The following is a 20,055-nucleotide window of genomic DNA, read 5'->3' as shown; positions in this document are numbered from 1 at the left end:
GCATTGTTTTCTTTCGTTTTACGGAGCGGAGAAGCCGTCCCTCCTTAATGCTCATCGCGTCCGATCTTCGGCGAATATCCGTGATGTCGGACTTGGTACCAGATCGCGGCGAATCCAAGCGCTCCGATCAGCGTTAATGCGACGCCAGAGCGGTACATGACGACCGAACCGAAATTCTGAAACAGCCAGCCGCCCCAGAACCCCGCAATCACGCCGGCAAGGCCGCTGGCGGCAAATGCATACACCGCTTGTCCTGCCGATCGCAGCGGGCGTGGCAGCAAAAGGGTGATCAACTTGGTGCCGACGTAGAAGAATCCGCCAAACGTCACGGAGTGCAGCAGTTGAATCAACAGGATTTGGATCGGATGCGTCGCCTCGGACATCAGATCCCAGCGGACGGCGAACAGCAAGCTGACGATGGTGATACAAGCGAGCAAATAAGACAATTTGCGCTTCAAGAAACGATCCAGCAGGATAAACGCCAACAATTCAAAAACCGTCGACAAGAACACGGCGCCGCCGACCGCAAGCTTCGACCCGCCGAGATCCGTCATGAATAGCGGCATGAAAATACTGTTCATCGCGTTCGGAATCGCCACCAGCATGCTGAACACGACAAAAGCGAGCAGGTACTTGTTCTGCAGCGCCCGCCGAATTTCTTGGCCACTAAGCCAAGGTGTCTGAGACGTTTGCCGAATGGAGGGAAGCAGCAGCGTAGCGCCGATCGCCAGCATCAAGGTGACACTAAACAGCAGGGAGATCCCGTGATGGCCAATAGAGTCGATGATCGGTCCGGCGGCCAGCGCGATAAAGGTCCACCCGAGCGAGCCCCAAATGCGATAGATTCCGAATTGGTTTTCGGTCCCCGCGGTATATCCGAGGATCAGGGTATTGCTTTGAGAGAGCAGCGGGCTTAGGAAGAAATATAATAGAATCATCGTTAAATACAGCATCGTAAAAGTGTTGACCTTAAACATCAGGTGGCCCATGATGAGCAAGCCCAGCATCATGGTCAACAGAACAGCGCGAGGATTCTGCCTCTGATCGCCCAGATACCTCCAGAACGGGTGAGCCAGCAGCGAGATTAACGGTCCGATTGCCATGAGGCTTCCGATTTCGAGCTTGTCCATGCCGATGTCCTGCAAATATAATTGAAAAAAGGCAGCAAAAATGACCATGGTTCCGTAAATGAAAAAGTTAAGCAGCCCTAGCGGCAACAACGAAAAGGACGAATGTCGTCTTTTGTCCTGCAAACGCGCCATTCCTTTCTGTCCGGGTCCAAGTGGTCACAACAGGAAGCTTGTGACTATGCTCCCAATGTAACACACAGGTGAAAGGGGATACAAACCAAGTTTTTTTGGATTTACCATAATTTATGCATCGGGGGAAAATGGATGAACACGACTGCGATCATTTTAGCCGGAGGACGATCAAGCCGCATGGGCAGCGATAAGGCGCTTATTGAACTTGGCGGGTTGACGGTGCTGGAACGTCTGATCCGAGAGCTGGAGCCGGTAGCTTCGCGAATCGTGATTGCGGCAGGCAACGAGGCGGCCTATGGTCGGTTCGGCAAAGAAGTCGTGACCGACGATTATCCGGGGGCCGGGCCACTGGCCGGGCTGCATGCGGGGCTGGAGAGCTCAGCCTCACTCTGGAACCTCGCGGTGGCTTGTGATACGCCGTTTGCGAACCGCGGCTTGTTCCGCGCCTTGCTGGAACGCGCGGAGGCGGCGGAGGCCCTGGCTAGTGGCCGGGCAGGTTCATCGGAGGCCGCCTCGGCAAGCCTTGCTGCGACGGAGGCAATCCTCGCCCGCACGGAGGGGCGGGCGCATCCGCTGCTGGCGGCCTACCGGCGTAGCGTGCTTCCGGGTCTGGAAGCACGGCTTCGCGCAGGCCGCCTCAAAATGACGGCTTGGACGGAAACGCTGCACACCGAATACATCGAAGGGGAGGCCCTCGCGTCAGCGACGGGCCGCCCCCTGGAGTGGTGCGCGTTTAATATGAACAAGCCAGAAGATTACGAGCAGGCCCGTATCCGGCTGGAAACGGGCCTGCTGCCGGACTAACCGCCGATCTGTGACATCCGGCGGGTCGTCGGGGTGTGGCTCTGCTGTTTATGCTCCAGCGCCAACGCCATTTCATGGTTTTTCGGCTTAGCGCCCAGCGCCTTCAGGAACAAGGAGCGGATGCCATCGCGGTCGCCAGCCGTCGCAAATGGGCGAACGTGGAGCTCATCCGACCAATACAAGCAGGCTTTGATATGTCCGTCGGCAGTCAAGCGCAGCCGGTTACAGTTGTCGCAGAAATGCTCGCTGACCGGATGAATTAACCCGAACGTACCGGCCGCACCAGCGATCCGGCGGCTTTCCGCCGGCCCGTTGCCGCGAGGGCCTTCGACCGCCTCCACCTCCCATCCCGATTCCTGGCACACGTCTTCCACGGCCGTCAGGGGCAAGTAGGTTTGGCGCCAGGTCTCGCTGGCACTGCCGATCGGCATGTATTCGATAAAGCGCACATGCAGCGGTCGGTCAATGGTTAGCGCGAGAAAATCGCGGATCTCGTCCTCATTGACTCCTTTCATTAGGACCACGTTCAGCTTGATTGGCTCGAAGCCAACCTCGACGGCGGCCTGGATTCCTTCCAGCACCTTCTCCACCTCACCGCCGCGAGTAATCATGGCAAAACGGTCCTGTCGCAGCGAATCCAAGCTGATGTTCACCCGCTTCAATCCCGCTTGCTTCAGCAACTCCGCTTTTTTGGCCAGGAACATCCCGTTCGTAGTCAATGCAATATCTTCAATGCCCGGAATGGCCGAGAGCATAGCGACAAGTTGTTCCAAATCCTTACGCACCAGCGGTTCTCCGCCGGTTAGCCGAATCTTACGGAGGCCCATCGGAGCAAGAGCCGATACCGTCTCGGCAATTTCTTCGTAGCTCATGATTTCTTCATGCGGTTGAAAAACCATTCCCTCGGCAGGCATGCAGTAGACGCAGCGCAAATTACAACGGTCGGTGACCGAAATGCGCAGGTAATCGTGCTTTCGCCCAAAAGGGTCAAGCAGTTGCTCCATGTGTACGCCTCCTTTCTTTCCTAAGTGCTTCAAATTTTATATATATTCAACCAGGTAGTCAATGCGTTGACACACACTGTTCAAGTATATTCTGTGGCGGACGATGATACAATGGAAGTAGAGTAAAGTGTAAAAAAGATCACATAAAAGCGCTTACATTGTAAGGTATAATTCATGTAAGCGATACGTGATCCCCCTTAATCATGTGTCGGTATATGCATTCGAGATGATTTCCGACAACTTTTAAGGAAGTCATCTTTTTTTTGGTCTATAGGATCGGAAGCTGACTTTTGAACAACCACTTTAATTAAGGTTCGAAAAGTCAGGTTATGAGCACCGAGAAGGTTGGATGAAGCTAGGGAGTGAGTAGCGGAGCGTAGCTGGAGGTTACGTGAGCAACGGAAGGACCGGCTGAATTCAAGATTCGACGTCGATTCTACTTCTTCGTAATAACCTCGTGATCGGAAGCTGACTTTTGAACAACCTATACAGGGAGATGAATTCAGATGGCTATGCTGTTCAAACCTTTGGTCTACACACAGGAGCAGGTTCAGTGGCTTGAAACTCGGGGGATGGTTTATCAGTTGTTGATGGACTTTCTGAGTCGTCCGCCGCGGATGTCTTTGATTGCTCAGTGGCGTCGCAAGGTGGAACAGAACCCGAAGGCGGCAGTTAGCCAGGGCGGACAGAGGCTCAAGGCCTATCTGGAGAGCATCCCCGAAGAGGATTTTCGCAGCGTTTGCCATCAAGAAGCGAGGGAATTCGAGCGCTTGTTTACGGGCCGTGAGGCGGTGATCCCATCATGCGAGAGCTTGTTTCGCAGTCGCCTAGAAGGGTCAAGTGCTTTGGCTTGCAGCGCCGAAGTCCGCAAGGTGTACATGGAGAACGCGGTTGTATTCAATAAATTGAACGGGGAACGCGACGATCATATCGCGCTGGAGCTGGAATTTATGGCGGTGCTGGCCGAAGGAATGCTGGCCAAAGCCAATCTGCAGCAAAGCTGCCTGGCGCTGGCGGACGCACAAATCCACTTCCTGGAAATGCATTTGCTGAAGTGGGCACAGCCGTTTGCCAAAGAAGTGCTGAAAGCCACGAATAGCCTGCTCTTTACCGGACTGGCCGAAATGATGGATGAATTCCTGGTTAACGATCTTCAGCAGCTTCGCGCTTGGCGGGAAAGCCAGTCGCCGGCCATGGGATAGATGGAATAAGGCAACGCAAAAGGACCTCAACTTCCGCAGCAATGCGGGGTTGAGGTCCTTTTTTGATAGCCGGTATGATCTCTAACGCGGACCACGGGGCTTATTTGAGCCAATCTCCCCGTGTTGCGATTCTAACGCTTGGGACAGAGCTTATTATCCAATTTAGCGGCCGAATTCCGCTGTTTTGACCAGAATAGAGTTGCGTCGTTACAATCGGGGCGGTTTGAAAAGACGGCGCAGGATATACTACCCTGCGCCGTCTTTTTGCTGTTATTACTCCGCTTCTTTGGCCGACAAATCGCGACGGCGGAATTTCATCAAGAATTCGTACACGATCGGCACGATGACCAGCGTGAGCAGCGTCGAGCTGATCAGGCCGCCGATGACGGTGATGCCGAGCCCGCGCGAGATGATCCCTGCGCTGTGCTCCCAGCCGAAGACCAGCGGCAGCAGTGCGCCGATCGTTGCCAAGGCGGTCATCAGAATCGGACGAAGCCGCGTCGTTCCCGCTTCCAGCAATGCTTCGCGGGTCGATAAACCTTCGCGCTCCTTATGGATAACGCGGTCGATCAGCACGATCGCGTTGGTGACGACGATACCGATCAACATGAGCACGCCCATCAAGGCCGAGACGTTTAGCGTCTCTCCGCCGATCAGGAGACCTACCATGGCTCCGATGACAATGAACGGCAGGGAGAACAGAATCGTAAACGGAGCCAGACCGCCGCCGAACGTGACGACGAGGACAAAGTAAACGATGGCGATGGCTGCCAGCATGGCGATGCCCAGTTGGCCAAACGTATCGTTAATCTGTTCGGTTACGCCGCCGAATTTCACGGTTACGCCGTCCGGCAGATCCAGCTTATCGATTTTCTCCTGCAGGCTGGACGAGGCTTTTTGCACGTCGGTGGACGTGATTTTTGCACTGACTTCAACGACCATCTTCCCGTCGATCCGCATGATGGAATCCGGGGAAGTGCCCTTTTCAACCTTTGCAACGTCCTTGATTGGGACTTGAATGCCCAGCGGCGAAGCCAAGGTTTCGTTCTCAATATCGGTGATGCTGTTATAAGTTTGGCTGTCCGTTTCGATATACACGTTGTATTTCTTGCCGTCGATCGCAACCTCTGTCAGGACCGGACGCTCGCGAACCGGGCTCAGCTTCATGGCCAATTGGCCCGGCGTCAAGCCCAGGGAGCTCAGCTTCTCTTGGTCCGCAACCAAGGTGTACTGCTCATAGGTTTTCGAGAGGCTGGTATCGCCTTTTTCGAAGTTCTTCGTATCTTCTTTGATCAAAGCAAGGATTTGGTCCGATACCGGCTTGATTTGCTCCAGCTCATCTCCAAATACGTTGACACTAAGCGAACCGCCGCCCAAACCACCGGTCATGAGTTCGGACATATCGCTCCATTCACCTTTCGGAAGCTCGGTTCGCAGACCTTCGATCAACTGTTCCTTCACATCACTGAAATGATCGGTATCCGGATCATAGGCGATGTAGAACAAGGCCGAATTGGAGGAGCCCATTCCCAGTGGATTGTCGCCGCCAACGGAATACTGCATCTTGTCGACGCCAGGTTGATCCAAAATGTATTTCTCAACAATCAGCATATCCTTCTCCACATCTTCCAGTTGGGTTCCCGGTTCTGGGGAGTAGGTCGCCATTACATATTTATCCTCTTGCTCAGGCAGGAAGCTGACGCCAACCAGCGGATACAGGAACAAGCTGCCAACCAGTAAGACGACCGCAAGCCCGAAGGTAATCAGCTTATGCGACAGCGACCATTCCAGAATACGTCGATAACCGCGGGCAATGCCTCTTGGCTTCTCGTCATGGTGGTGTGACTTACCGAGACCCTTGCGGAACAGCGTATGCGCCAGCGCAGGCACGAGGGTGATAGCAACCAGCAACGAGGCCAGCAGCGAGAAGACCATCGTATAGGCAAACGGCTTGAACAATTCCCCGACCATCCCGCTGACAAAAGCGAGCGGCAGGAACACGGCAATCGTGACGATTGTCGAAGACATAATCGGGACGAACATCTCCCGCGTTGCTTCAATGACCAGCTTGCTGCCCTTCAGCTTCTCGCCGGTCAAGGACAAACGGCGGTAAATGTTCTCGATCACGACGATCGAGTCGTCGACGACGCGGCCGATGGCAACGGTCATAGCGCCTAACGTCATCATGTTCAGCGTAATATCCATCTGCTTCAGGGCCAGAATGGCAATAAGCAGGGACAATGGAATCGAGATAATAGAAATAATGGTGGAACGGATGTTACGAAGGAAGATCAGGATGATCAACACCGCAAATAAGGCGCCAAACAGCGCTTTGGACAACATCGTGTTCACCGAGTCGGTGATCGGCTGACCTTGGTCGAGCAGGACCGTAAAGTTGATATGCTCGTATTGTTTGCCTAGATCTTTAGCTGCATCCTTGACCTGGTTGACAACGTCAACGGTATTGGCATCGTTGGACTTGACGATCTGAATGCCAATCGATTCCTCCCCATTGGTCCGGGAGATCGATTCGGCTTTGCCGATCGTTTCGATGTCGGCGATATCGCCAAGTTTGACGGTCGGGATGCCGGCCGGAACAGCGCCCATGGTTCCGCTAGCGTCAGCACCGGCAGCAGCGCCAGTAGAAGCGCCAGCAGCACCCGCTGCAGCACCTGTGCTGCCTGCAGGCATACCTGCCCCAGCTGCAGCTCCTCCAGCGGCCCCAGCTGTACCTGCTGAACTTGGGATGACCGGAATGGCCAAGTTTTCCAAGTCTTCTACGGTCGTGATGTTGCCGTCAACGACAACGGCTTTCTGGGATTGCTCCAGGCTGAACAATCCAAGCGGAACGCGGAGCGCGGAGCCCTGTACGATCCCCTTCACGGTATCTTCCGTCAGGCCCAGCTCTTTCAGCTTGGCCTGGTCGAACTTCAGGCTGACTTCACGAACGAATTGGCCGGCGATTTGTACTGAAGCGACGCCGTCCAGATCCTCAAGTGCAGGTTTGATGTCGTTCTCCGTAATCCGGGTCAAATCCTCGAGACTGCCGGATTCTTTATCCGATAAACTGAGGGAAACGACCGGCATGGAACTCAAACTGAACCGGGTAATTTGCGGCTTCTGCGCGCCTTCGGGAAGCTGCACATCGTTCAGCGCTTCGCGAACGGCTGCGGTGGCATTGTCTAGGTTCATGCCATATTCGAATTCAATGATCAGCGAGGCGGCGTTCTCCATCGAAGTGGAGGTGACTGTCTTTACGCCGTCGACATTATGCAGCCGCGTCTCCAGCGGCTTGGTGATCTCCTCAACCACGCCCTCCGGTGCGGCCCCAGGATATACGGCTGTTACACTAAGGTAAGGCACGTCGATGTTCGGAATGGTTTCCTGCTTCATGGTCAGACCGCTGTACAAACCCACGGCGGTAACGATCACCGTGAGCAGCCAGATCGCGAACTTATTGCGCAAGGAAAATTGAATGATACTCTTCATAAGCGGGTTTCTGCTCCTCTCTTTCTATGGGTGAACAATGATTTACGAGTACTGGATATAAACCTGATGCAGCTGCTCCAGTTCTGCCGAACGAGGGGCTAGCTCTGGGATCGCAGCCAAATTGGCCAGCATTCCTTTGATGATGGCGCGGCGCGGGCGAAGCTCCAAGACTTCATGCTCGAGAATCTGCAGGGCTTCCAGCGCTTCCTGCTGCCTGTCCGGGTCGGCGATGGCGTCGCCAATCGCATCGCGGATTGCCTTGATCGTAACCAAAGGATGCTGCTGCAAATCCAAACTGCCCGGAGCGCCTTCGGACATGAGCCGCAGCGTCTCTTCGGAGATTAGCGGGACCGGGCGATTGTTCAACTGATGCTGCGCCGAGAGGTCGAGCAACTCCATGAGGTGCTCGGCCATCCGTTCCGGTGAAGCGGAAACATGGGGCTCGAACAGCAAACGGACATAAATGCCGACCATGCCATAAGCGATCGTTAACAGATCGCCCGTGTACGGCTCGATCTTCGGCCCGTAGACCGCTTCCAGCTTGTTCTTGCCGTGCCGTAACAGCTTGGCGTTGTGGGCTTGGACTGCCGCCGGCTCCTTGTACGGTGTGCCGTTCTTATGCCAGTCCTGGAATTGCATGATCAGGAATTCACGCAACTCAAGCACCAGTTCGAGCATCACGACCAGTTGGCGCCGGAGTTTCTCTCTTGGCGTCAACCCTTGCTGCATCTCTACTTGTGTCAGATGGTCGAGCAGCAGCTGGTAGCAGTAGTCGAACAAGCTCTGCTCCAGTTCCTCCTTCGATTTGAAGTGAAGGTACAGGCTACCCTTGGACATCCCGCAGGCTTCGGCGATCTCCTGCATCGATGTGGCGGACGAGCCCTTGGCCGCAAACAGCTGCATGGCAGCTCGTAATATCAGCTTCTTCTTGTCGATGGATGGTTGAGACAAAAAGTGCCGAACCCCCTTTCTCTGACTCGTGGGTTCTCGTTTTGACTTATTGGTCAATTTTGATTATAGTACAAAGCCCAAGCGGATACAAATCGGCGCACGAGTAGATTTTTCCCTTTCACCAGTAGGAAGAATTCGAACGTTCATGTAGAATATAATCAAGCATCATTAGAAAAAGAAGGAGTACAACGATGAGACGGGGACTTCAAATCATTTTCATCGCCGCGATTTTATTTGCTTTCTATTATTTCGGATTTGGCGTCTTCGGTAAATTCGGCGGTACGCTCGTTAGTATTTTTCAAACCTTGACCGTCATCACGATTGGTCTCGCCATATTTATGGAGAACCGCAATCCGTCCAGCACTGTGGCTTGGATTATCGTGCTTGCTCTGCTGCCGGTTGTTGGGCTCTTGCTCTATTTTTTGCTGGGACAAAACTATTTCAAACGGCGCAAATTCGATAAAAAAGCGGAACAGGACCGCCTCAGCTACGAGCGGATCGACCGCAGCGGTCACCCGTTGCCCCGCGACTTATCGCAGTTCAGCCCCGGCCAGCAGCGTTTATTGCATCTATCTCAGCGTTTGGCTCGCACGCCTTATTCGATGGCGACCCGCACGCAGGTGCTGACAAACGGGGAAGAGACGTTCACCAATCTGCTGCGCGAGCTCAAAAAAGCCGAGCATCATATCCACATGGAATATTACATATATCGTGCCGACGACATCGGGCGGGAAATCCAGAAGACGTTGATGGAGAAGGCACGAGCCGGTGTCGAGGTGCGTTTTATGTTTGACGCCGTCGGCAGCATCGGTTTGCCTAAATCATTTATCGCGGAGCTGCGGGAGGCCGGAGTTAAGGTGGGCATTTACGGACAAATGCGTTTTCTGGCCCTGTCGAGCCGGGTCAATTACCGTAACCACCGCAAGATCGTCGTTATCGACGGTAATACTGGATTTATCGGCGGACTTAACGTTGGCGACGAATATTTGAGCCGCAGCAAAACCTATGGCTTCTGGCGCGACACGCACATGCTGGTCAAAGGGGAGGCGGTTCGGTCGCTGCAGATCATTTTCCTGCAGGACTGGCAGTACGTCACCGGGGAGAAAATTATGGATCTAGCCTACCTGTCCCCGGAGCTTGAGCAGGGGTGCAGCGGCGCGGTACAAATCGTGCCAAGCGGCCCGGACAACGAAAGCCGGACGCTCAAGAACATCTTCTTCGCGATGATCTCGTCGGCGAAAAAGTCGGTGTGGCTGGCGACGCCGTATTTTATCCCGGATGAAGATATCTTGACCGCGCTGCGTGTGGCCGGCTTATCGGGGATCGATGTGCGCATCCTGTTCCCGGCTAAACCGGATAAATGGCTGCCGTTTCTGGCGTCTCATTCCTATTTCCCTTCGTTGCTGGAGGTTGGAGTGAAAATTTTCGAATACGAAAAGGGTTTTCTGCATTCCAAACTGCTGATCGTGGACGGGGAAGTGGCTACGGTCGGCACGGCCAATATGGATATGCGCAGCTTTCATTTGAATTTCGAGGTCAATGCGCTCTTGGTGCAAAGCGACAGCGTCGCCAAGGTCGTGAACAATTTCGAGCGTGACCTGCTGTCTGCAAAACTGATCGACAAGCATGATTTCATGAATAAGAGAATTCTGGTGCGCCTTGCGGAATCCGCGGCCCGTCTGTTGTCTCCGCTGCTGTAACACGGGGCGGGCGAGGGTTGGCAATAGTTGATCGGCGTATTTTTAGGGTGAGGTAAAGAAGGAGGGTCTTCGGCATGGAACCAACATCGGAACGTAAAACGGAGCATATCCGCCTCTGTCTAGAGGAGCAAGTGAACGCAGAGGGGATTCGCAACGGGTTCGAGAAATTTCGCTTTCGCCATAACGCGCTGCCTGAGCTGAATTTCACGGAAATCAATCTGAAAACAATGTTTCTTGGCGCTTCGTTGCGTACGCCGCTGCTGATCAGCTCGATGACCGGCGGGAGCCGACTGGCCGGCGAGATCAACACACGCCTCGCCGAAGCGGCGGAACGGCGGGGCTGGTCCATGGGCGTCGGCTCGGTCCGGGCCGCCGTGGAACGGGACGAGCTTGCGCCTACGTTCGCCATTCGGCGGTTTGCGCCGACCATCCCGATCATCGCCAACCTAGGCGCAGTGCAGCTCAATTACGGCTATGGGTCGGAGAATTGCAAGCGTGCGGTGGAGATCGCCGGAGCGGACATGCTCGTGCTGCATCTGAACAGCTTACAGGAGGTGTTCCAGCCGGAAGGGGATACGAACTTCGGCGGGTTGCTGGAGCGGATCGAAGAGGTATGTCGCGAGCTGCCGATCCCGGTTGGCGTAAAGGAAGTCGGCTGGGGCATCGACGGCGCTACGGCGAAACGGCTGCGCGAGGCAGGCGTTGCCTTCATCGATGTAGCAGGCGCCGGCGGAACCTCGTGGAGCCAGGTCGAGAAGTTCCGCGGCAGCGACCCTGTGCGCCGCGCGGCAGCGGAAGCATTCGCGGATTGGGGCATCCCCACCGCCGAATGCATCCGCGAAGTGCGGGCGGCGCTGCCGGATGCCGCCCTAATTGGCAGCGGGGGCCTGAATACCGGCGTGGACGCTGCCAAAGCGCTGGCGCTTGGCGCGGACCTGGCCGGGTTCGGCCGGGCGCTGCTCGAACCGGCGGTGCATTCGGAGGAGCGACTGGACGCGCTTCTGGAGCGCGTTGAGCTGGAGCTCCGCACCGCCATGTTCGGCATTGGCGCCGGCAGCATTCCGGCGCTGCGGGGGACGCCGCGGCTCGTGCGCCGCGAGTAGCGCAGGGAGACCGGCCGTGGCCAGATAGAGCAGGGTGTGGGTCCGCTCGGGGGAGCTTGGCCGGCTCTTTGCACGATTATCCCCTTTATTCAGGAAGCGGATGGGGTTGGACAGGGTGGGACGGGGTTGGACGGGATGGGATGAAATCGGGTGAAAGCCGATGGGTGTGGGCTTTTCCATGACCTGATTAATAGGGATAATGGTCAAAAGGGCTGGACAAGAGAATAGGGCCTCTGTTTAAATCCAACTAAACCAGTAAGAATTTCGTTGCAATTCAATAGATTAGCCCTTATATTGAAGGTAAATAACGGTTCGCTAGGACAGCAGCCGGTTCATACTTATTCGACGGCAGAGCCCATACTGAGGTTGGGTATTGATGCAGAGGGGGATGTGGAAATGAAACCTTCATTGTGGAAATGGAACACGAGGACAGTGGTGACCATCGGGATTGGGGCTGCACTGTACGGAGCGACGAGCTGGATTGGCATCCCGATTGCACCGGATACGCAGCTGCGCCCGGCTATTGCCTTGCTGGCGATTTTCGGCGCGCTGTTTGGGCCGATCGTTGGCTTTATCGCCGGATTTATCGGGCATGTCATTAACGATTTAATTACAAGCGGCACTGTCTGGTGGGGCTGGGCATTGGGCTCGGGGATCACCGCAGCGTTTATGGGACTGATTTATTTAGCGAAGGATTTCAACGCTCAGGAAGGGCAGATGAAGAAAAATCACGTTGCCTGGTTTGTCGTGTACGGGATCGTGGGGATCTTCGTTTCGCTGGCGTTTTCCGGGTACTTCGACATCCTCGTGATGGGCGAGCCTAATGACAAAATTGCGGTACAGGTCATCTCTGCGGGTCTGGCGAATCTTGCCGTGTTCCTCATTCTGGGACTGCCGGCGGTGCTGGCTTACGTGAAGCGTAACCGTAACAACTCGAACTTAAGCGTGGACAGATAGGAGCTTACTGAAAAGATGCAAGCAGTCATAACTTTCCGACAGTTCAGTTTCCGCTACAAAAACCAAAGCGAACCTACACTAAAGAATATTCATTTGGAGATCGCACGCGGGGAGAAAATATGGATCGCCGGCCCGAGCGGTTCCGGCAAATCGACATTAGCCCATTGTATCAATGGGCTAATTCCCTTTTCGTACGGCGGTGAGATGTCCGGGCAGCTGCTGCTGGACGGTCAAGACGCCTCGGGAATGACGATCTTCGAACGCAGCCGCCGGATCGGGACGATCCTGCAAAATCCGGATGCCCAATTTGTCGGTCAGACGGTCGGTGAGGACGTGGCTTTCCAATTGGAAAATGAAGCAGCCCCGTATGACGTGATGAAGACGGCCGTCTCTTCTGCACTGGAACTCGTTGGGATGCAAGCCTATGAGGCGCAAGGACCGCATGAGCTGTCCGGCGGGCAAAAGCAGCAGGTGGCGCTGGCCGGTGTATTGTCCACGCAAGCGGATATTTTGCTGTTTGACGAACCGCTCGCGAATTTGGACCCGGCCAGCGGTGCCAAAGCGATGCGGCTGATTGACGAAATTCACCGTAACCAAGGGAAAACGGTGATCTTGATCGAGCATCGGGTCGAAGACGTCCTGCTGGAGCATATCGACCGCGTCGTGGTCATGAACGAGGGGGAAATCGCGGCGATTGGTACGCCGGACGAACTTCTGGCCGCGGGCATCCTCCCCCGTTATGGTTTGCGCCAGCCGCTGTACCTGGAGGCGCTGAGTCATGCGGGACTGCCGCTGTCCGGTTTTACCGGTTTGTCCCATCCGGAGAGCCTCAAGCCGACCGAGGATGGCTCCGAGCCGCAGGGACCACCAAGACTCAGCGAATCGCAACTGCGGGATCGGCTGGAGGCTTGGTCGACCTCCGTCCTTCCGGCTGCGCGGGGCAGCCTCGGCGAGCCGTTACTTGAGCTCCGGGGCGTTTCCTTCGCCTACGAGCCGGGCATGAACGCGGTAGCGGACGTCACCCTGACTGTCCGTTCAGGTGAAACGGTTGCCTTGCTCGGCAGTAACGGGGCCGGCAAATCGACGCTGTCGGGTTTGATCACCGGCTTGCATAAGCCCGGTTCGGGCGAGATTTGCCTCCGCGGCGAGGTGATCAATGGCTGGTCGATCCGCCGCCGCGGTGAAGAGATCGGCTATGTGATGCAGCATCCCCATCAGATGCTGACGCAGCATATGGTTCGGGACGAGATTCGCATCGGCTTGGTCGCGCGCGGCGTACCTGAACCCGAACGAGAGCAGCGTACGGAAGAAGCGCTGCAGATTTGCGGCCTGTATCCGTATCGGAACTGGCCGGTCTCCGCGCTCAGCTTCGGGCAGAAGAAGCGACTCAGCATCGCGGCTATCCTGGCGCTGCAGCCGAAGCTGATGATCTTGGATGAGCCGACGGCAGGACAGGATTACCGGCATTATACCGAATTCATGGAATTCATTAACCGGCTTTCCGGGGAAGGCATGGCCTTCTTGTTTATCACGCACGACATGCATTTGGCGCTGGAGTATGCGGATCGGGCGGCGGTGATGTCGGAAGGACGGGTGATTGCAGAGGATGCGGTAGCCCGGATTCTAGCCGACGGGGAAATCACCTCCCGGGCTAACCTCCGGGAGACGAGTCTGGCGCGATTCGCCCGGGCTCAGGGGCTGGTCTCGCCTTCGCGATTCGTCGAAGCTTTTATCGCCGCAGAGAAGAAGGTGAAACGAGCATGAGTCAAACGAGTGGGTTGTACGTTGCGGGAGACTCTTATTTTCATCGGATGGACGGCGCGGTCAAGCTGATTTTGCTGCTGACCTGGACGGTCGTCACCTTCCTGTTCATGGATTTGCGCGTATTCGCTGTGATGCTGGCTGGCGGAGTCTCGATGCTGCTTCTAACCCGGGTTCCGTTCCGAAAAATGGCGCTGCTGTTCTGGGCGCTCACGGTCTTTACCGTTGTCAACAGCGTCTTTATTCTTCTGATCACGCCCCGCTTCGGCACGACGTTGACCAGAAGCAATACGCCGCTGATTCCGCTCGGATACGATACCGTCAATACGGAAACGTTGTTCTACGTACTGACTTTGTCGCTTAAATACCTGACTCTGCTGCCGATTACGCTGTTGTTCATATTCACGACGCATCCCAGCCGTTTTGCCGCCAGCCTACATAAGCTGGGCGTACCCTACAAGCTGGCTTATGCTGTCAGTATCGCCTTTCGCTACATTCCCGATCTGACCAAGGAGTTCCGTACGATCCTCAACGCGCTGCAGATGCGCGGTCTGGGGATCTCCCGCGGCGACGGTACGCTGGTTCAGCGGGCGCGGAATCTGACGCAGGCCATCGTTCCGTTGCTGCAGTCCTCGTTGCAGCATATCGAATCGGTCTCCGATGCCATGGATTTGCGAGGGTTCGGTACGAAGCAGCAGAGGACCTGGTATATGGGCACGGTCATGACGGGGTTCGACAAGCTGATTGCGTTGTTGTGCGTTGTTCTGCTGGTTTCCGGAATCTGGCTGAAACGCAGCTTGTTTCAGGGATTTTGGTATCCGTTTGGTTAAATGAAATCTCACTAAGGTCCTTTATGGATCGGCAAAGAGAGGGGTACATTTATGGTGCAATTGGTTCCAATGTCGAAGTCGGAGTACCAGGCATTTCGCAGCCGCTCGGTCCGCGAATTTGCGGAAGAAAAAGTCGCTGCCGGTGCCTGGAAGGCCGACGATGCTCCGGCGCTTTCCGAAGCGGCGTTCCGGCGGTTTCTTCCGGACGATCAGGAGACGGAAGGCGCTTATCTGTTCAACATTAAGGAGGACGATCAGCTCACTTCTGTCGGCCATCTTTGGTTTAATGTGATGGAGCAGGAGAAAGGCTCAGTTGCGTTTATCCTGGATATCCTGATCTATGAAGAATTCCAGGGCAAGGGCTATGGCCAAGCGACAATGACCGCGCTGGAAGAGAAGGTGCGTGAATTGGGATTGAATACGATCGGTCTTCATGTGTTTGGACATAACCAGCGGGCTTATCAGCTGTATCAAAAGATGGGCTACATCGTCACCGACATCCAGATGAGTAAAACCTTGGAGGATCGCGGCTAAAGCGGGACCCGGGAGCGCCGGGACATCGTTATCCTTGAAATATTTCCTTCGTATCGTTACTATGGTTGAAGGAAGATGAGCAATTACATGAATGAGGAGTTGTCAATGATATGGCTTTAAAAGCAGGCATTGTGGGTTTGCCGAACGTGGGGAAATCCACACTGTTTAACGCGATAACCCAGGCGGGGGCCGAATCCGCCAACTATCCGTTTTGTACGATTGATCCAAACGTCGGCGTGGTTGAGGTGCCGGACGAGCGACTCGACAAGCTGACCGAACTGGTCGTTCCGAACCGCACGGTTCCGACGGCATTTGAATTTGTCGATATCGCCGGATTGGTGCGCGGTGCGAGCAAGGGCGAGGGTCTTGGCAACAAGTTCCTGGCGCACATCCGCGAGGTGGATGCCATCGTTCATGTGGTCCGCTGCTTCGAGGACGAGAATATTACGCACGTGGACGGCAAAATCAATCCGATCAGCGACATCCAAACGATTAACCTGGAGTTGATCTTGGCTGACGTGGAGAGCGTGGAGAAACGGATCGAACGCTCCAAGAAAAATATGAAGGGCGGCAATAAGCAATACGCGCAGGAAGTCGAGGTCCTGGAACGGATCAAGGAGGCGCTCTATAACGATCAGCCAGCACGCAGCGTCGAGCTGAGCGAAGAGGAGAAGCTGATCGTCCGCGATCTGCACCTGCTGACCCTGAAGCCGGTCCTGTATGCGGCCAATGTCAGTGAGGACGGCGTGACCGAGGCTGACAGCAATCCTTTTGTGCAGCAGGTCAAAGAATTTGCGGCAGCCGAAGGGGCTGAAGTTGTACCGATCAGCGCCAAGGTAGAGGCGGAGATTGCGGAGCTGGAAGGCGAGGACAAGGCGATGTTCCTGGAGGAACTCGGTCTGAGCGCTTCCGGGTTAGACCGTTTGATTCAAGCGGCTTACCGGCTGCTTGGCTTGTATACGTACTTCACGGCAGGGGTGCAGGAAGTTCGCGCCTGGACCATTCGCAAAGGGATGAAGGCGCCCCAAGCGGCTGGCGTCATCCACTCCGACTTTGAACGCGGCTTTATCCGCGCCGAAGTGGTCTCTTACAATGACCTTGTCGCAGCCGGTTCGATGAACGCAGCGCGCGAACGCGGCCAACTGCGTCTGGAAGGCAAAGATTACGTCGTTCAAGATGGCGATGTCATGCATTTCCGCTTTAACGTATAATTCAACTTCATACGGCGATGAACCGCTGCCCCAAGAATCGCAAGTGCATGCGAAGCTTGGGGCAGTTTTTTGGTAATTTGCACTATTTTCTCATTCGAAATGGGTTGAATAATGCAGGTGAGTCGGGCATAACTTTGATAAAGAAAGATATACACTTGGGAAAAATTTGCATTGTTTTCATAGTATCGAGTTTGTATACTTAATTCAAGTTTGATTCATTCTTACATCTAGGGGGAGTTTTTTTTATGAGTATGGATTACGCCTTGCACCGCAAGTCCCAATTGGATACCCGGGAACTGCTGTTGCTGGAATCCGAGGTGAAGAGCCAGGGGAAAAACATGATTGTAGCTTACATTCTATGGTATTTCCTCGGCGTTGTTGGGGGCCATCGCTTCTACATGGGGAAAATTGGAACGGCTGTGACTCAGCTGATCTTGTCATTGACGGTCGTTGGGCTGATCGTCACCGGGATCTGGTGGATCGTGGACGCTTTTCTGGTGCACACATGGGTGAAACAGCATAACGCTGAAGTAGAGAACCGGGTCATTGACCGGATCTTCTATGATCGCGGCAGATCTCCGGAGTATCCTATCTAATCATGTTGACCAAAAGCGATCTGACCACGAGCGAACTGTTGCTCCTGAACTCGGAAATGAATAAGCGCGAAAAATCGTTGGGCCTGGCTTACCTGATGCTGCTAGCCGGTCACTTGGGTGTGCATCGCTTCTATCTGAAGCGGATTGCCAGCGGGGTCGTGCAGCTATGCTTATTTATCCTGGCGTTCGTCCTTTATTTTGTGTTTGCCATTGCAGCCGGGATCGAAAGCGTGGATTCACCCGAAACGGCCTATTCGCTGCTATTGCTCATACCGGTCATCCTATTTGGATTGGCACTGACTATCTGGGTTATTGTCGATGCTTGCTTGCTGCCGGGCTTGGTCCGCGACTGGAATGCCAAGCTGGAACAGTCGCTGATCGAACAAATCGCTGCCATACGCCAGCCTGCAAGCGCTGCAGCCCAAGATCATCATTGATGCAACCGTTTCGTCTCATCACAAAGCCGCGAATTTCAACGATGTTGTTGAAATTCGCGGCTTTTGTTTAGATTTGGCCCTCGCAGCGGCCGATCCTTCTCTGCCGATAGATAGAGTTGAAGAGCAAAGGCGCAGCAAGCAAGGAGCAGGAGTCCTATGAGGACGAATGACGTTTGCAAGCTGGCGAAAGTGGTGAAGCAGCCAAACAAAAGCGGGTCCATGAACTGGGCAGCCCGGTTGGACATCAGGCGCAGCCCGACTCCGAGTCCTCGTTCCTCCGGCACTGTGGAGACGGCAATCATGGACAGCGTCATGGGTTGGTTAATGCCGAGCGCCAGACCGGTCACGAAGACCAACGCTGCTATCGCATAAAAATTCGTCAGGAACGGTGCGGCGAAGAGCAGCAGGAGGGAGACGGCGAAGGTCAGGAATAAGGTCTTGCCGAAGCCAAGCTTCGCCATAAGCCGCGGATAGATCGGGCGGACGAACAGGGCCGAGAGCGCACCGATGGAGACGAGCAGTCCGACGCGGGTATTGGAGATCCCTAGCGACTCCAGATGCAAGGGTAGATAGGCTGTTCGCACGTCTACAATAAACAATGAGATAAAGGTTGCCAGCAGAATGACCGCGAATTTGCGGTTTTTTAGTAGCTTGAGGCATTGCTCAAACCATCTTTTCTCGTTGCCGGTGGTCGGGTTGGCGACGTACGCGGAGGCAGCCTCGAATGCTGCCGTCTCGGCAGGATCTTCCGCAGGACTTGGTTGAGCGCCTTGATCTTCACGGCAACGCCAAGAGGTGAAGATCAGCAGCAGGCTGCTCAGGATGTATCCGGCAAACACCATCTTGTAACTAAAACGATCGGCTAAGAATCCCGAGACGATGGGAGCAGTCATTTGTCCGATCGCCATATATAAGGAGAAGGTAGCGAATCGGGACTCGTTCCCTTGGGCAGGTCCTTCGGTAACCAGTACCTGGACTGCAAGCCAAACCGCCATTTGACCCAGGCCTGCGATTAACTGGGCTATCGCCAGCGTCCAAGGACCGGCAGAGATCCCATACAATAAACCGCTCAATAACATCATGACGGAACCGACGCGCAGAACGGCGGTCCGGCCGAATCGGTCGGCGATGAAACCGCCGGGGATCGCGGCCAACATGGGCAACAAAGCATAGACAGCCAGCACCATGCCGATCGCAGCGCTCTGCAGCCCTAACGAGGAAGCATACAGGGCGATGATCGGCCGAGTTAAGGAAAAGGCGAACCAATACAACCCGCAAGATAGGGATATCCAGATGAAGTTGCGGCGCATGGCGGGTGAGACGGATAATGTCGATTCCGGCATAGCGGTTCCCCCTTGGCGAAATAGCTGCCCGGACAAAAGGAACCGACAGTCCCAGGGGAGCGGGACTGCCGGTTCCCTTCGATTCCTTGGCCGCTGGTAGTGCTATGACATCAGGAGCTTACGGCAGGGAATGCGATCTTGCCGTCGTGCAAGCCTTTTTCGGTTTGATACAGGTAGCTCACCGCTTCTTCTGTGCTGACGACGTCCGCATATTTCGCATTCATGTCGAAGAGGTTGATGGCGTGGGAGGCTTCGCCGCGATCAAACGTACATTCTTCCACGACTCCGACGTAGAAATTATAGGAGAAGGCGTCGATGACTCCGGCACGGACGCAGCCGCCGGTCGTTGTTCCGCAAATCAGCAGGGTGTCGATGCCTAGATCGGTCAAATAGCCGAGTAGAGGCGTGCCGTGGAAAGGCGAAGGCTTCAGCTTCTCGATCACGATATCGCTCGGTTGAGGCCCAATCTCCCGCACGATCTCGTTGCTGCCGTAACCGGATACCCCTTCGATCTCTCCGGAACGCGTATTTTTTCTGCGCCAGCCGCCGGCGTCAAAGCCATCGGGCCGTCGATCGACACCCGTCGTGTAGAAGATGGGAACCCGTTGCTCCCTGCCGGCATGCAGCAACTGCTGGATATAGGGGATGGCATCCCAGGCGGATTCGCCGCAGCTGTTGCGCCATTGCTTGACGGAGTCAAGGATGGGTTCTTTCCGGTGGCCGCTAAAGCCGTAGCTGACGTCGATGACCAGAATTGCCGGGCGTGCTCCGAATCCGGCCTTGGCGTCGTACCCGGCGCTGCCGAATACCTGTTTGTCACGATCGGTTAAAAAACGGTCCCAAATTCTCATCTTAATACTACCTCCTTAAG

General features: G+C 55.1%; 17 protein-coding genes. 11 read left to right on the top strand and 6 right to left on the bottom strand.

What is annotated here, in order from left to right; genetic code table 11:
* Positions 1 to 44: 44 nt before the first annotated feature.
* Entirely contained in the window at positions 45 to 1,262 is a 1,218-nt protein-coding gene (locus MKZ15_RS21615) for an MFS transporter (RefSeq protein WP_213622224.1), read from the bottom strand.
* A 132-nt stretch (positions 1,263 to 1,394) separates the two neighbouring features.
* On the opposite strand from MKZ15_RS21615, the gene MKZ15_RS21610 reads away from it, so the two are divergent.
* The gene (locus tag MKZ15_RS21610) at positions 1,395 to 2,066 is read left to right on the top strand and encodes a molybdenum cofactor guanylyltransferase (protein WP_339818050.1); all 672 of its coding nucleotides are present in this window, start codon (positions 1,395 to 1,397) and stop codon (positions 2,064 to 2,066) included.
* On the opposite strand, the gene moaA is transcribed toward MKZ15_RS21610, so the two are convergent.
* Entirely contained in the window at positions 2,063 to 3,070 is a 1,008-nt protein-coding gene (gene moaA / locus MKZ15_RS21605) for a GTP 3',8-cyclase MoaA (RefSeq protein WP_339818049.1), read from the bottom strand. The two genes, MKZ15_RS21610 and moaA, sit on opposite strands and share 4 nt — an antisense overlap.
* A gap of 506 nt (positions 3,071 to 3,576) precedes the next feature.
* Here moaA and MKZ15_RS21600 point away from each other — a divergent pair.
* Entirely contained in the window at positions 3,577 to 4,272 is a 696-nt protein-coding gene (locus tag MKZ15_RS21600; RefSeq protein ID WP_339818047.1) for a molecular chaperone TorD family protein, read from the top strand.
* A gap of 273 nt (positions 4,273 to 4,545) precedes the next feature.
* Here the strand turns inward: MKZ15_RS21600 and MKZ15_RS21595 are convergent, their stop codons facing one another.
* Both MKZ15_RS21595 and MKZ15_RS21590 read right to left on the bottom strand, forming a co-directional pair.
* Entirely contained in the window at positions 4,546 to 7,761 is a 3,216-nt protein-coding gene (locus MKZ15_RS21595; RefSeq protein ID WP_193417096.1) for an efflux RND transporter permease subunit, read from the bottom strand.
* A 42-nt stretch (positions 7,762 to 7,803) separates the two neighbouring features.
* Complete coding sequence (locus tag MKZ15_RS21590; RefSeq protein WP_155607634.1) at positions 7,804 to 8,712, bottom strand: TetR/AcrR family transcriptional regulator; 909 nt, start codon at positions 8,710 to 8,712, stop codon at positions 7,804 to 7,806.
* A gap of 191 nt (positions 8,713 to 8,903) precedes the next feature.
* On the opposite strand from MKZ15_RS21590, the gene cls reads away from it, so the two are divergent.
* From cls to MKZ15_RS21545, 9 genes are all read left to right on the top strand, one after another.
* Positions 8,904 to 10,412 (top strand): cardiolipin synthase, encoded by a 1,509-nt coding sequence (gene cls, locus MKZ15_RS21585; protein ID WP_193417097.1) that lies wholly within the window; start codon positions 8,904 to 8,906, stop codon positions 10,410 to 10,412.
* Between the two features lie 74 nt (positions 10,413 to 10,486).
* A complete protein-coding gene (gene fni, locus MKZ15_RS21580) occupies positions 10,487 to 11,515 on the top strand; it encodes a type 2 isopentenyl-diphosphate Delta-isomerase (RefSeq protein WP_339818044.1) in 1,029 nt (342 codons plus the stop codon).
* A gap of 396 nt (positions 11,516 to 11,911) precedes the next feature.
* Positions 11,912 to 12,472 carry an ECF-type riboflavin transporter substrate-binding protein gene (locus tag MKZ15_RS21575; protein ID WP_155607637.1) on the top strand — a complete coding sequence of 187 codons (561 nt, stop codon included), beginning with the start codon at positions 11,912 to 11,914 and terminating at the stop codon, positions 12,470 to 12,472.
* 15 nt (positions 12,473 to 12,487) lie between these two features.
* The gene (locus MKZ15_RS21570) at positions 12,488 to 14,236 is read left to right on the top strand and encodes a DUF3744 domain-containing protein (protein WP_339818042.1); all 1,749 of its coding nucleotides are present in this window, start codon (positions 12,488 to 12,490) and stop codon (positions 14,234 to 14,236) included.
* Positions 14,233 to 15,063, top strand: a complete 831-nt coding sequence (locus tag MKZ15_RS21565) for an energy-coupling factor transporter transmembrane component T (RefSeq protein ID WP_339818040.1) — start codon at positions 14,233 to 14,235, stop codon at positions 15,061 to 15,063. Before MKZ15_RS21570 ends, MKZ15_RS21565 begins: the two co-directional genes overlap by 4 nt.
* 51 nt (positions 15,064 to 15,114) lie before the next feature.
* Positions 15,115 to 15,597, top strand: coding sequence for a GNAT family N-acetyltransferase (locus MKZ15_RS21560; protein WP_339818038.1), 483 nt, complete (start codon positions 15,115 to 15,117; stop codon positions 15,595 to 15,597).
* 110 nt (positions 15,598 to 15,707) lie between these two features.
* Entirely contained in the window at positions 15,708 to 16,808 is a 1,101-nt protein-coding gene (gene ychF, locus MKZ15_RS21555; RefSeq protein ID WP_155607641.1) for a redox-regulated ATPase YchF, read from the top strand.
* Positions 16,809 to 17,053: 245 nt separating this feature from the next.
* On the top strand, positions 17,054 to 17,404 hold the full coding sequence (locus MKZ15_RS21550) for a TM2 domain-containing protein (RefSeq protein ID WP_155607642.1): 351 nt from the start codon (positions 17,054 to 17,056) through the stop codon (positions 17,402 to 17,404).
* A gap of 2 nt (positions 17,405 to 17,406) precedes the next feature.
* On the top strand, positions 17,407 to 17,841 hold the full coding sequence (locus MKZ15_RS21545; protein ID WP_193417102.1) for a TM2 domain-containing protein: 435 nt from the start codon (positions 17,407 to 17,409) through the stop codon (positions 17,839 to 17,841).
* Positions 17,842 to 17,876: 35 nt separating this feature from the next.
* Here the strand turns inward: MKZ15_RS21545 and MKZ15_RS21540 are convergent, their stop codons facing one another.
* Together MKZ15_RS21540 and MKZ15_RS21535 are read right to left on the bottom strand one after the other, a co-directional pair.
* Positions 17,877 to 19,184, bottom strand: a complete 1,308-nt coding sequence (locus MKZ15_RS21540; RefSeq protein WP_339818033.1) for an MFS transporter — start codon at positions 19,182 to 19,184, stop codon at positions 17,877 to 17,879.
* Positions 19,185 to 19,294: 110 nt separating this feature from the next.
* The gene (locus MKZ15_RS21535) at positions 19,295 to 20,035 is read right to left on the bottom strand and encodes an isochorismatase family protein (RefSeq protein WP_155607645.1); all 741 of its coding nucleotides are present in this window, start codon (positions 20,033 to 20,035) and stop codon (positions 19,295 to 19,297) included.
* Positions 20,036 to 20,055: the final 20 nt, after the last annotated feature.

Origin of the sequence: Paenibacillus sp. FSL R7-0216 (genome assembly GCF_037969915.1) — a bacterium.
Lineage (GTDB): Bacteria > Bacillota > Bacilli > Paenibacillales > Paenibacillaceae > Fontibacillus > Fontibacillus rhizolycopersici.
The sequence above is the reverse complement of the archived record's forward strand: the minus strand, read 5'-3'. Positions and strand labels throughout refer to the sequence as shown.